This window comes from Gilliamella sp. W8123 (assembly GCF_016101085.1).
GTDB lineage: Bacteria > Pseudomonadota > Gammaproteobacteria > Enterobacterales > Orbaceae > Gilliamella > Gilliamella apis.
Genome location: NZ_JACFRE010000014.1, coordinates 1 through 12,742, shown reverse-complemented (window position 1 = coordinate 12,742; position 12,742 = coordinate 1). Strand labels below are relative to the sequence as shown.

The window sequence follows — 12,742 nt, the reverse complement described above, 5'->3', positions numbered from 1 at the left end:
TACTCGTGGCTGCAACCCTACTAGCTCAAAATTTATTCACACATGGTTACGCTTTGGGGAAATTATGAGGGGATCTCTCAGTGCATTGCCTCCAATTCCCATAATTTATTACGCCGATAATAACTTGGTGTAACCTTAAAAATGTACTTAAATCGACGTGTAAAAGATTGTTGGGAATCAAATTGATATTTTAATGCGATCTCAAGGATAGTTTTTTTCGTCAACCTCAACTCAACAGCCGCTTTCGTCAAACGACGAGCACGAATATAGCTAGCCAGTGTGACCCCTGTTACTTTTTTGAACAGCCGCTGAAAATACCACTTGGTATAACCCGCTTTATTCGCCACATCATCAAGCAGTAAAGACTGATCTAAATTATGTTCAATCCATAATAGAACATCTTTGATAACCGTTGTATGAAACTGCTTATCATCATATCTTAATTGGATGTTATTAGCTTTATTTTGATAGCGAGAATGCTGTTCAATATACATAAAATAACCTAAATGTTCTTAAGATTGTCACGACCACATCATCATGATACCATAAACATACTGACGGTATGTTATTTTAAATCTATCATGGAAAATAAAAATCATCAACAAGAAAATTTTAAGAGTACCTATCAATCACTGGTTAACTCAGCACGAATATTGTTTGTTGAAAAAGGCTATCAAGCTGTTTCAATAGATGAGATCTCGGGAAAAGCGTTGGTGACCAAAGGTGCCTTTTATCATCACTTTAAAAATAAAAAACAATTACTCAGTGCCTGTTATAAGCAGCAATTAATTATGATTGATGCCTACATCACAACAAAAACTGATTTAACAAATGGTTGGTCTGCCTTAGAAAGTATATTTGAACATTATCTTGATTATATTATTGATAATAATAAAAACCTTATCCCTATCCAAGAAGTGATGCCTATCATTGGTTGGAATGAACTTGAAAAAATTAGCCTTGAATACATTACTGGTAAGGTAAACGCCATTGTCAGCAAATTGATCCAAGAGAACCAACTTAAAGCTTATGATGATGATGTGCTTAAAAACTTACTCAATGGCTGGTTTATGCATATCGCAATACATGCGAAAAACCTAAAAGAGCTTGCCGATAAAAAAGGCCAATTTATTGCTATTTACCGCGGCTTTTTATTGAGCTTGAAAGATAAATAAAATAGATAGGTTTTATTTGAAGCTAAATCTTCTTTATCGTAAAAAATGCCCTCTTGGGTTATCAAGAGGGTCATTATATTTCGCGGAATAACATCATTTGGTGACGAAATAACTAAGCACTTGTCTCCTGTTTACTCCCCTGAGCTTGAGGGGTTAACATGAAGGTCATCGATAGCAGGATAATAATACAGTAAAACGCTAAACCAATAATCCAAATCCAGCCATCCCAAATTGGTAGTGAATGATTATAAATAACAGCAAACAGTAATGGGCCAATAACACCGGTTGCATTGGTAAGGCTCACCAATAATCCCTGTAAAGCACCTTGCTGATGACTCTTTGTTTGGATAGACATCACTCCCTGTAATGCAGGTAAAGCGATCCCACCACCAGCCAATAAAATTAAAACAGGGAAAACTAACCAACCTTCAGATATAAACGCTAAAAAGGCAAATGCACTACTATCTGCAATAAATCCGAGCAGTACTGCCGTTTTTTCGCCCCATTTAGTGGCTATTCTTCCTGCCACAAAGGCTTGGAATACTGAGTGTAAAAGACCAAGACCCGCTAATGAAAAGCCAACCATCATGCTATTCCATCCAAAACGATTTTCGGTAAATAGCACCCACACCGTTGCGGGAATTTGGCCTATCAATTGCGCTGAAAAATAAATAATCAACAAAATGGGCATCGTTTTAAATAAAGTGATGTATACCGAATTCGATTGCGTCTCAACCCCTACTTCGGTATCTGTATTATCACGTGTATTTTTGGTTTCACGGAACCAAAACATAACCACAAGGAAAGCGACAATATTTAGCAACGCAGCGATAAAAAAGGGACTATGCGGTGAAATCTCTCCTGCAAAACCACCAATAATAGGCCCCGCTATTAAACCAAGCCCAAAACTTGCCCCTAACCAACCGAACCACTTCACGCGTTGAGAAGCTGAGGTGGTATCGGCAATGACCGATGCCGCGACAGCCCCAGTAGCTCCTGTGATCCCTGAAAGCAAACGGCCTAAATACAGCATCCAAAGCGCACTTGAAAAAGCCAGCAATAAGTAATCCAGCGATGCGCCTATTAATGACAACAACAGCACTGGGCGCCGACCAAATCGGTCAGACATTTTTCCAAGCCAAGGAGCAAAGATAACCTGCATTAACGCATAAAGTGCAAGCAATACGCCAAAGTGGTTAGCGATATCTTCCGAAGCAATAAATTCACGTAATAACGTTGGCAAGACTGGCATGATAAGGCCAATCCCCATGGCATCGAGTAACGTAATTACCAATGCGATCTTTGTCGAACTATTCATTTCACTTTTCTCTATCACTGATAGGGAGTGGTAAAATAACACTATCAATGATAGAGTGTCAACAAAAATTAGGAATTAATGATGTCTAGATTAGATAAAAGTAAAGTGATTAACAGCGCATTAGAGCTGCTTAATGAGGTCGGAATCGAAGGTTTAACAACCCGTAAACTCGCCCAGAAGCTAGGTGTAGAGCAGCCTACATTGTATTGGCATGTAAAAAATAAGCGGGCTTTGCTCGACGCCTTAGCCATTGAGATGTTAGATAGGCACCATACTCACTTTTGCCCTTTAGAAGGGGAAAGCTGGCAAGATTTTTTACGTAATAACGCTAAAAGTTTTAGATGTGCTTTACTAAGTCATCGCGATGGAGCAAAAGTACATTTAGGTACACGGCCTACAGAAAAACAGTATGAAACTCTCGAAAATCAATTAGCCTTTTTATGCCAACAAGGTTTTTCACTAGAGAATGCATTATATGCACTCAGCGCTGTGGGGCATTTTACTTTAGGTTGCGTATTGGAAGATCAAGAGCATCAAGTCGCTAAAGAAGAAAGGGAAACACCTACTACTGATAGTATGCCGCCATTATTACGACAAGCTATCGAATTATTTGATCACCAAGGTGCAGAGCCAGCCTTCTTATTCGGCCTTGAATTGATCATATGCGGATTAGAAAAACAACTTAAATGTGAAAGTGGGTCTTAAAAGCAGCATAACCTTTTTCCGTGATGGTAACTTCACGGTAACCAAGATGTCGAGTTAACCACCCTTTAGATTCATAAAGCGAAAATAATGCGGCTCCAACGTACCCACCTAAATGGAAACGGCGTTCACTCCAATCTAAACACGCACAACAGATTTTACGTGAATGTTTGGAAGGAACGTCAATTCCCATTTCATGAAAATATTGAATACCACTTAATGTGATCATTGAACCATTTTCAGTGATCCATTGCTGTTGACAAAGGGAATCATAGATCTTAACGGCAACTTCGCCAGCTAAATGATCATAGCAAGTACGTGCTTTTCGTAAATGCACTGGCGTGGAAACTTTGGCATGTACGCCATGGTTTAAGGAGATCCCCATCATACTTTCCATCAATTCAGCAATATCTTTTCCTGCTAGCCGAAAATAACGATGCTTGCCTTGAGCTACTACTGTGATTAGCTGGCAATCTAATAATTTAGATAAATGACTGCTCGCCGTTGAAGCTGATATATTCGCCACAGAACTTAGCTCAGTGGCCGTCCAAGCTCGCCCATCCATCAAAGCACTGAGTATTTTAACTCGTGAAATGTCAGACATAGCCGCCCCTATCGCGGCTATTGAGGACTCAAAGGTAACCTCTTTTCGTATTAAATTAGCCATCGCAAGTTCACTTTATTGCCCAAGGGAGCGTAACAGATGCAGCCATACTATCATTGTCCGTTATTAATATCAGTTGGTTAGCATGGTCACTGTATTGCACTAAAATATTAATGTTATTCTCCGCCAATACTCGTGCTATTTCGCCAAGTTCCCCCGGTTTTTCCTGTTTTAACTTACGAATTAATGGTGTCCGGATCGCAAGTACTAACAGTCCAGCTTGCTCTAGCGCTATTTTAGCTTCCTTTCCTTGTTCAACAAGAAAATGAGCATGGCATTCATCACCAACCGTAAATATCCCTCCCCCTTCCAATCCAATACCTTTATTACCTAATGTTTTTCCTAGTAATGCTAATTGTCCTATTTGATTATCTAAAACAACGTGAACATCAAACATTATCCTTGTCCTTTTTAAATGAATATTCGCGAGTAATATGAGCAATACTAATTTTGTAAAAATCAAATATTGACTCTCGCCCTTCTTGTTGAGCTTTCGCATGTAAAACATGATTTTTCCATTGCAGAACTGCGTATTCGTTTTCCCACCAAGATAGCGATAACATTTTTCCTTCTGTAGCTAGACTTTGAAAACGTTCAATTGAAATAAAACCAGCTACATGACTTAATAGTGGTCTTAACTCCTCAGCTAAAGTCAAATAGCGAGTTTGTTGGTCGGGTTGTATTTGCACCTCAAATATTACAGCAATCATATTTTTCTCCGTTATTAATCAACAAACAGAGTAATCCACCCGAAAATTAACACTTCGATAAGCAACGAAATATAGAAAGGTCATGCTGCTGTTTTATGTTGTATATCACACTTCTTTAAATTGCTCGGCCTGCGCTTATCATGTTCTCCTTCTCTTATAATTTTGTTTATTATTTATACTTTTTTATTTTTTGCTATCACCGAAAATAGTGCGGATCCCGCATGGTATTTAGGTTTACCCATCATTAAATACCATTGTTGTTATTTTAATCTTTTTAATATTTCATGATTAAGATCACACTAAAATTATGACCCTATTAACTAAAAGTTATGGATACCCTAATAAAACTCATTGTTAAAGATTAGTTAACCAAAGTAACTTCATTTTTCACTATTGTTAAATTGTTATAGTGAAAATTCTGGTAAACTAATAGAGGTAAAAAAATGATCCTAGATGCCAGTTATACATTATTAGTCGCATGTATCGCGCTACTCATAGGAATGTTTGTCGTAAAATTTACCCCGTTCCTACAAAAAAACCACATACCAGAAGCCGTCGTTGGTGGCTTTATTGTTGCAATTGTTCTGTTAATTATTGATAAAACATCAGGTTATTCGTTTACTTTTGATGCTTCATTGCAAAGTTTATTAATGCTCACATTCTTTTCCTCTATCGGGCTAAGTTCTGACTTTTCTCGACTGATTAAAGGAGGAAAGCCGTTAGTTCTATTAACTATTGCAGTAACGATCCTAATCGCCATTCAAAATACTGTCGGCATGAGTATGGCTGTCATGATGAATGAAAGTCCATTTATTGGCTTAATTGCAGGTTCAATTACTCTAACAGGTGGTCATGGTAGGGGTCTGACGCTCAGTGGAACGAAAACTCACGTTAAGCAACGTTTTCTACCTCTGACGCCTCTTTTAATGGTCTTAAAACAGGCACTATTATTGCCTGTTTTCTTTTATAGAAGGTGGCTGTATGAAAAAACATAAGTTAGGTTTTTTATTCTATTTATCGAATAGAACAGTATTGTTTCTTACCTCAATTTATATGGTAAGTATTTTTATTTATACCATTCTTAGAATGACCGGGTTTAGTATTTCTGATTCCTTCAATGCAAATATAATCGGCCTGTTTTTTTTAATGTTTTCATGGATGGTTTATATGCTTAGATTTATTGATGAAAACAAAAAATCAAGTGAAAAAACAAAACTTATGGGGAGTGCCGTTTTAGTATTCCAGTTAATTAGTTATGCGATAGCCATTATGAGGGGTCTGACTATGATAACTCCTTCACTAATAGAACGCTGAGGCTTTAACATGCTTGAAATGCGATTTGGAAAAAATAGCGATTTACCATTCATCTTAAACCTGGTTCGCGCCGGTGTTGCTACAGGTGTGTTTTTTTTCAGTGAATCAAACGCCTGTAATGAGCTTGAAAAGGAACTAGAACTGGTTACGCAAAAGCACAAAGCTAACGAGCTTGGCGCGGATTTCCTTTTCGTTTTTGATGATCAGGCGACAAAAAAGCCGGTAGGTTTTACGTTGCTGACTGGTCGCAATGATAGCGCCGGATTTGCCTCTCATCTTGAAATCCGCATGTTTGCTATCGCTGCCGAAGATCAGGGGAAGGGGTTAGCGAAAGAAATGTTAACCTCCGTCATCAAGGCGACGCCCGGCCATCGCCTTGATGCGTCTTGCCTACCTGCGGCAATAAAAATGATGAGGCTCCTTACTGGTTTTGGGTTTGTTGTTACGGATGAGACGCGGGGCGGTAAGAAAACTTTTAGTACACAAATCTCCTGATTCTCTTTAGTTAAGAAAGGCATTCAAATTTTCTGAATGCCTTTTTTTTTGTCGTTGAAAACATAAATCACTGTTTTTTATGATTTATGTTTTTTGCAAAAACGTCCTGCAGGACGTTGGCCAACTGCGGCCGGCGACGCGATCGGTGGGGGTGTTGTTCATCAATATTGAAAGAGATTTTGGGAGAAAAAGCCGCTTTCGCGGCTCTCGTTTAGGGGTCTGACGCTCAGTGGAACGAAAACTCACGTTAAGGGATTTTGGTCATGAGATTATCAAAAAGGATCTTCACCTAGATCCTTTTAAATTAAAAATGAAGTTTTAAATCAATCTAAAGTATATATGAGTAAACTTGGTCTGACAGTTACCAATGCTTAATCAGTGAGGCACCTATCTCAGCGATCTGTCTATTTCGTTCATCCATAGTTGCCTGACTCCCCGTCGTGTAGATAACTACGATACGGGAGGGCTTACCATCTGGCCCCAGTGCTGCAATGATACCGCGAGATCCACGCTCACCGGCTCCAGATTTATCAGCAATAAACCAGCCAGCCGGAAGGGCCGAGCGCAGAAGTGGTCCTGCAACTTTATCCGCCTCCATCCAGTCTATTAATTGTTGCCGGGAAGCTAGAGTAAGTAGTTCGCCAGTTAATAGTTTGCGCAACGTTGTTGCCATTGCTGCAGGCATCGTGGTGTCACGCTCGTCGTTTGGTATGGCTTCATTCAGCTCCGGTTCCCAACGATCAAGGCGGGTTACATGATCCCCCATGTTGTGCAAAAAAGCGGTTAGCTCCTTCGGTCCTCCGATCGTTGTCAGAAGTAAGTTGGCCGCAGTGTTATCACTCATGGTTATGGCAGCACTGCATAATTCTCTTACTGTCATGCCATCCGTAAGATGCTTTTCTGTGACTGGTGAGTACTCAACCAAGTCATTCTGAGAATAGTGTATGCGGCGACCGAGTTGCTCTTGCCCGGCGTCAACACGGGATAATACCGCACCACATAGCAGAACTTTAAAAGTGCTCATCATTGGAAAACGTTCTTCGGGGCGAAAACTCTCAAGGATCTTACCGCTGTTGAGATCCAGCTCGATGTAACCCACTCGTGCACCCAACTGATCTTCAGCATCTTTTACTTTCACCAGCGTTTCTGGGTGAGCAAAAACAGGAAGGCAAAATGCCGCAAAAAAGGGAATAAGGGCGACACGGAAATGTTGAATACTCATACTCTTCCTTTTTCAATATTATTGAAGCATTTATCAGGGTTATTGTCTCATGAGCGGATACATATTTGAATGTATTTAGAAAAATAAACAAATAGGGGTTCCGCGCACATTTCCCCGAAAAGTGCCACCTGACGTCTAAGAAACCATTATTATATCACGAGGCCCTTTCGTCTTCAAGAATTTTATAAACCGTGGAGCGGGCAATACTGAGCTGATGAGCAATTTCCGTTGCACCAGTGCCCTTCTGATGAAGCGTCAGCACGACGTTCCTGTCCACGGTACGCCTGCGGCCAAATTTGATTCCTTTCAGCTTTGCTTCCTGTCGGCCCTCATTCGTGCGCTCTAGGATCCTCCGGCGTTCAGCTTGTGCCACAGCCGACAGGATGGTGACCACCATTTGCCCCATATCACCGTCGGTACTGATCCCGTCGTCAATAAACCGAACCGCGACACCCTGAGCATCAAACTCTTTTATCAGTTGGATCATGTCGGCGGTGTCGCGGCCAAGACGGTCGAGCTTCTTCACCAGAATGACATCACCTTCCTCCACCTTCATCCTCAGCAAATCCAGCCCTTCCCGATCTGTTGAACTGCCGGATGCCTTGTCGGTAAAGATGCGGTTAGCTTTTACCCCTGCATCTTTGAGCGCTCTGATCTGAATATCGAGGGACTGCTGGCTGGTTGAGACCCGCGCATAACCAAAAATTCGCATAAAATGTACCTTAAATCGAATATCAGACACGATGTGTCTATTATGCCAAAATGACGATTTAATGGACACTCAAACGAAGCCGTTTTACTATGTCTGATAATTTATAACATTTCGGACGGTTGCAAAAATGTTACTAAATGCCCGTAAGGCAGGGAGGCCTATATGCCCGTTGACTTTCTGACCACTGAGCAGACTGAAAGCTATGGCAGATTCACCGGTGAACCGGATGAGCTTCAGCTGGCACGATATTTTCACCTTGATGAAGCAGACAAGGAATTTATCGGAAAAAGCAGAGGTGATCACAACCGTCTGGGCATTGCCCTGCAAATTGGATGTGTCCGTTTTCTGGGCACCTTCCTCACCGATATGAATCATATTCCTTCCGGCGTCCGGCATTTTACCGCCAGACAGCTCGGGATTCGTGATATCACCGTTCTTGCAGAATACGGTCAGAGGGAAAATACCCGCCGTGAGCATGCAGCGCTGATACGTCAGCACTATCAGTATCGTGAATTTGCCTGGCCCTGGACATTTCGCCTTACCCGTCTTTTATATACCCGGAGCTGGATAAGCAACGAACGTCCTGGCCTGCTTTTCGATCTGGCGACAGGGTGGCTTATGCAACATCGTATTATTCTCCCCGGAGCCACTACGCTGACTCGGTTGATTTCAGAGGTAAGGGAAAAGGCGACGTTGCGCCTGTGGAACAAACTGGCACTGATACCGTCAGCCGAACAGCGTTCACAGCTGGAGATGCTGCTGGGGCCAACTGATTGCAGCCGCCTGTCTTTACTGGAATCACTGAAAAAAGGCCCTGTGACCATCAGTGGTCCGGCGTTTAATGAAGCAATTGAACGCTGGAAAACTCTGAACGATTTTGGCTTGCATGCTGACAACCTGAGTACACTCCCGGCTGTGCGCCTGAAAAATCTCGCACGTTATGCTGGTATGACTTCGGTGTTCAATATTGCCAGGATGTCACCGCAGAAAAGGATGGCGGTTCTGGTTGCCTTTGTCCTTGCATGGGAAACGCTGGCGCTGGATGATGCACTGGACGTTCTGGACGCCATGCTGGCCGTTATCATCCGTGACGCCAGAAAGATTGGGCAGAAAAAACGGCTCCGCTCGCTGAAGGATCTGGATAAATCTGCATTGGCGCTCGCCAGCGCATGTTCGTACCTGCTGAAAGAAGAAACACCGGACGAATCGATTCGTGCTGAGGTGTTCAGCTACATCCCCAGGCAAAAGCTGGCTGAAATCATCACGCTTGTCCGTGAAATTGCCCGGCCCTCAGACGATAATTTTCATGAAGAAATGGTGGAGCAGTACGGGCGCGTTCGTCGTTTCCTGCCCCATCTGCTGAATACCGTTAAATTTTCATCCGCACCTGCCGGGGTTACCACTCTGAATGCCTGTGACTACCTCAGCCGGGAGTTCAGCTCACGGCGGCAGTTTTTTGACGACGCACCAACGGAAATTATCAGTCGGTCATGGAAACGGCTGGTGATTAACAAGGAAAAACATATCACCCGCAGGGGATACACGCTCTGCTTTCTCAGTAAACTGCAGGATAGTCTGAGGCGGAGGGATGTCTACGTTACCGGCAGTAACCGGTGGGGAGATCCCCGAGCAAGATTACTACAGGGTGCTGACTGGCAGGCAAACCGGATTAAGGTTTATCGTTCTCTGGGACACCCGACAGACCCGCAGGAAGCAATAAAATCTCTGGGTCATCAGCTTGATAGTCGTTACAGACAGGTTGCTGCACGTCTTGGCGAAAATGAGGCTGTCGAACTCGATGTTTCTGGCCCGAAGCCCCGGTTGACAATTTCTCCCCTCGCCAGTCTTGATGAGCCGGACAGTCTGAAACGACTGAGCAAAATGATCAGTGATCTGCTCCCTCCGGTGGATTTAACGGAGTTGCTGCTCGAAATTAACGCCCATACCGGATTTGCTGATGAGTTTTTCCATGCTAGTGAAGCCAGTGCCAGAGTTGATGATCTGCCCGTCAGCATCAGCGCCGTGCTGATGGCTGAAGCCTGCAATATCGGTCTGGAACCACTGATCAGATCAAATGTTCCTGCACTGACCCGACACCGGCTGAACTGGACAAAAGCGAACTATCTGCGGGCTGAAACTATCACCAGCGCTAATGCCAGACTGGTTGATTTTCAGGCAACGCTGCCACTGGCACAGATATGGGGTGGAGGAGAAGTGGCATCTGCAGATGGAATGCGCTTTGTTACGCCAGTCAGAACAATCAATGCCGGACCGAACCGCAAATACTTTGGTAATAACAGAGGGATCACCTGGTACAACTTTGTGTCCGATCAGTATTCCGGCTTTCATGGCATCGTTATACCGGGGACGCTGAGGGACTCTATCTTTGTGCTGGAAGGCCTTCTGGAACAGGAGACCGGGCTGAATCCAACCGAAATTATGACCGATACAGCAGGTGCCAGCGAACTTGTCTTTGGCCTTTTCTGGCTGCTGGGATACCAGTTTTCTCCACGCCTGGCTGATGCCGGTGCTTCGGTTTTCTGGCGAATGGACCATGATGCCGACTATGGCGTGCTGAATGATATTGCCAGAGGGCAATCAGATCCCCGAAAAATAGTCCTTCAGTGGGACGAAATGATCCGGACCGCTGGCTCCCTGAAGCTGGGCAAAGTACAGGCTTCAGTGCTGGTCCGTTCATTGCTGAAAAGTGAACGTCCTTCCGGACTGACTCAGGCAATCATTGAAGTGGGGCGCATCAACAAAACGCTGTATCTGCTTAATTATATTGATGATGAAGATTACCGCCGGCGCATTCTGACCCAGCTTAATCGGGGAGAAAGCCGCCATGCCGTTGCCAGAGCCATCTGTCACGGTCAAAAAGGTGAGATAAGAAAACGATATACCGACGGTCAGGAAGATCAACTGGGCGCACTGGGGCTGGTCACTAACGCCGTCGTGTTATGGAACACTATTTATATGCAGGCAGCCCTGGATCATCTCCGGGCGCAGGGTGAAACACTGAATGATGAAGATATCGCACGCCTCTCCCCGCTTTGCCACGGACATATCAATATGCTCGGCCATTATTCCTTCACGCTGGCAGAACTGGTGACCAAAGGACATCTGAGACCATTAAAAGAGGCGTCAGAGGTAGAAAACGTTGCTTAACGTGAGTTTTCGTTCCACTGAGCGTCAGACCCCTGGTAATGCCGGAGCATGGGGCCCTATTCTCGCTGATAAATATGGTGTAACAGGCGCCGTTGAATTAGCGATGGCTTGTGCAACACTTGGATTAGTGTTGGGTGGTTTAGTTGGCGGCCCTGTTGCCCGTCATCTTTTGAAAAAGGTCTCTATTCCTAAAACAACCGAGCAAGAGCGCGACACTATCGTTGAAGCTTTTGAGCAACCAAGCGTCAAAAGAAAAATCAATGCAAATAACGTTATTGAAACCATTTCAATGCTGATTATCTGTATTGTTGTTGGTGGCTATATCAGTGCATTGTTTAAAGATACTTTTCTGCAACTGCCTACTTTTGTCTGGTGTTTATTTGTCGGTATTATTATCCGTAATACACTGACTCATGTATTTAAACACGAAGTGTTTGAGCCGACCGTCGATGTATTAGGTAGCGTTGCTTTATCGCTTTTCTTGGCAATGGCGTTAATGTCATTAAAATTTGGTCAATTGGCAAGCATGGCAGGGCCAGTATTAATTATCATTGCTGTACAAACTGTTGTCATGGTGCTATTTGCCTGCTTTGTCACCTTCAAAATGATGGGCAAAGATTATGATGCTGTCGTGATCAGCGCGGGTCACTGTGGCTTTGGTATGGGAGCAACACCAACAGCAATTGCGAATATGCAAACAGTCACAAAAGCATTTGGACCATCACATAAAGCTTTCCTTGTCGTTCCTATGGTCGGTGCCTTTATTGTTGATATTTCAAACAGTATCTTAATTAAAATATTTATTGAAATTGGTACATACTTTACCTAATAGCTACACACTACTCGGCGTACTTCTCCTAACAATTTATTATAGGGCAGTATGCCGAGCCGCTTTCTTACCCCGTATATTCCCCTAGTCAATCTATTTAGCTTGCACGTTTACGAATTAATTCTCGTGACAACTAAACCAAAATTTGAATTATGACGAGTATATCTGATTATTTATACTTTATTCGTTAGAATAGTCCGTAGAAATAAATAATCAGTAGGCTACATGGAATGAAATTAAGACATCTCGATATCTTTTATGCTGTAATGACTTGTGGTTCCTTAACGCGTGCGGCTGAAGTTTTACATATTTCTCAACCCGCGGCGAGTAAAGCACTCAAACATGCTGAGCACTGAGAGATCCCCTCATAATTTCCCCAAAACGTAACCATGTGTGAATAGATTTTGAGTAAGCAGGGTTGCAGCCACGAGTG

12 protein-coding genes and 3 pseudogenes are annotated in these 12,742 nt (G+C 43.1%); 7 read left to right on the top strand and 8 right to left on the bottom strand.

Annotated features, from left to right (window positions below; genetic code table 11):
* Positions 1-98 precede the first annotated feature (98 nt).
* Positions 99-494, bottom strand: a pseudogene (locus H3T56_RS11450) (helix-turn-helix domain-containing protein); the annotation flags it as partial.
* 87 nt (positions 495-581) lie between these two features.
* Here H3T56_RS11450 and tetC point away from each other — a divergent pair.
* A complete protein-coding gene (gene tetC / locus H3T56_RS11445) occupies positions 582-1,175 on the top strand; it encodes a tetracyline resistance-associated transcriptional repressor TetC (RefSeq protein WP_000428546.1) in 594 nt (197 codons plus the stop codon).
* Between the two features lie 112 nt (positions 1,176-1,287).
* On the opposite strand, the gene tet(B) is transcribed toward tetC, so the two are convergent.
* Positions 1,288-2,493, bottom strand: a complete 1,206-nt coding sequence (tet(B), locus tag H3T56_RS11440) for a tetracycline efflux MFS transporter Tet(B) (protein WP_001089068.1) — start codon at positions 2,491-2,493, stop codon at positions 1,288-1,290.
* 81 nt (positions 2,494-2,574) lie between these two features.
* Here tet(B) and tetR(B) point away from each other — a divergent pair, with 81 nt between their 5' ends.
* The gene (gene tetR(B) / locus H3T56_RS11435) at positions 2,575-3,198 is read left to right on the top strand and encodes a tetracycline resistance transcriptional repressor TetR(B) (RefSeq protein WP_000088605.1); all 624 of its coding nucleotides are present in this window, start codon (positions 2,575-2,577) and stop codon (positions 3,196-3,198) included.
* On the opposite strand, the gene H3T56_RS11430 is transcribed toward tetR(B), so the two are convergent.
* From H3T56_RS11430 to H3T56_RS11420, 3 genes are read right to left on the bottom strand one after another with little or no spacing between them, the layout of a single operon-like run.
* Complete coding sequence (locus H3T56_RS11430; protein ID WP_001284954.1) at positions 3,176-3,862, bottom strand: helix-turn-helix transcriptional regulator; 687 nt, start codon at positions 3,860-3,862, stop codon at positions 3,176-3,178. The genes tetR(B) and H3T56_RS11430 overlap by 23 nt on opposite strands.
* A gap of 7 nt (positions 3,863-3,869) precedes the next feature.
* The gene (locus tag H3T56_RS11425) at positions 3,870-4,256 is read right to left on the bottom strand and encodes a hypothetical protein (protein WP_000460651.1); all 387 of its coding nucleotides are present in this window, start codon (positions 4,254-4,256) and stop codon (positions 3,870-3,872) included.
* Positions 4,249-4,569 (bottom strand): antibiotic biosynthesis monooxygenase, encoded by a 321-nt coding sequence (locus tag H3T56_RS11420; protein WP_000562370.1) that lies wholly within the window; start codon positions 4,567-4,569, stop codon positions 4,249-4,251. Before H3T56_RS11420 ends, H3T56_RS11425 begins: the two co-directional genes overlap by 8 nt.
* Before the next feature lie 443 nt (positions 4,570-5,012).
* Here H3T56_RS11420 and H3T56_RS11415 point away from each other — a divergent pair, with 443 nt between their 5' ends.
* Positions 5,013-5,564, top strand: a complete 552-nt coding sequence (locus tag H3T56_RS11415; RefSeq protein WP_255519027.1) for a sodium/glutamate symporter — start codon at positions 5,013-5,015, stop codon at positions 5,562-5,564.
* 328 nt (positions 5,565-5,892) lie between these two features.
* A complete protein-coding gene (locus H3T56_RS11410) occupies positions 5,893-6,378 on the top strand; it encodes a GNAT family N-acetyltransferase (RefSeq protein WP_097609934.1) in 486 nt (161 codons plus the stop codon).
* A gap of 361 nt (positions 6,379-6,739) precedes the next feature.
* On the opposite strand, the gene H3T56_RS11405 is transcribed toward H3T56_RS11410, so the two are convergent.
* Both H3T56_RS11405 and H3T56_RS11400 read right to left on the bottom strand, forming a co-directional pair.
* Positions 6,740-7,600: a broad-spectrum class A beta-lactamase TEM-1 gene (locus tag H3T56_RS11405; RefSeq protein ID WP_000027057.1), complete on the bottom strand. Its 861-nt coding sequence runs from the start codon at positions 7,598-7,600 to the stop codon at positions 6,740-6,742.
* 154 nt (positions 7,601-7,754) lie between these two features.
* Positions 7,755-8,312, bottom strand: coding sequence for a recombinase family protein (locus H3T56_RS11400; protein WP_001217881.1), 558 nt, complete (start codon positions 8,310-8,312; stop codon positions 7,755-7,757).
* A gap of 162 nt (positions 8,313-8,474) precedes the next feature.
* Between H3T56_RS11400 and H3T56_RS11395 the strand changes: the two genes are divergently transcribed.
* The 3 genes and pseudogenes from H3T56_RS11395 to H3T56_RS11385 all read left to right on the top strand — a co-directional run.
* A complete protein-coding gene (locus tag H3T56_RS11395) occupies positions 8,475-11,480 on the top strand; it encodes a Tn3-like element Tn3 family transposase (RefSeq protein ID WP_015586051.1) in 3,006 nt (1,001 codons plus the stop codon).
* Between the two features lie 34 nt (positions 11,481-11,514).
* Positions 11,515-12,309: pseudogene (gene gltS, locus H3T56_RS11390) on the top strand (sodium/glutamate symporter); the annotation flags it as partial.
* A 230-nt stretch (positions 12,310-12,539) separates the two neighbouring features.
* Positions 12,540-12,659: pseudogene (locus H3T56_RS11385) on the top strand (LysR family transcriptional regulator); the annotation flags it as partial.
* Between the two features lie 15 nt (positions 12,660-12,674).
* Here H3T56_RS11385 and H3T56_RS11635 read toward each other — a convergent pair.
* A partial coding sequence (locus H3T56_RS11635) for a hypothetical protein (RefSeq protein ID WP_223232774.1) occupies positions 12,675-12,742 on the bottom strand: 68 nt, incomplete at its 5' end.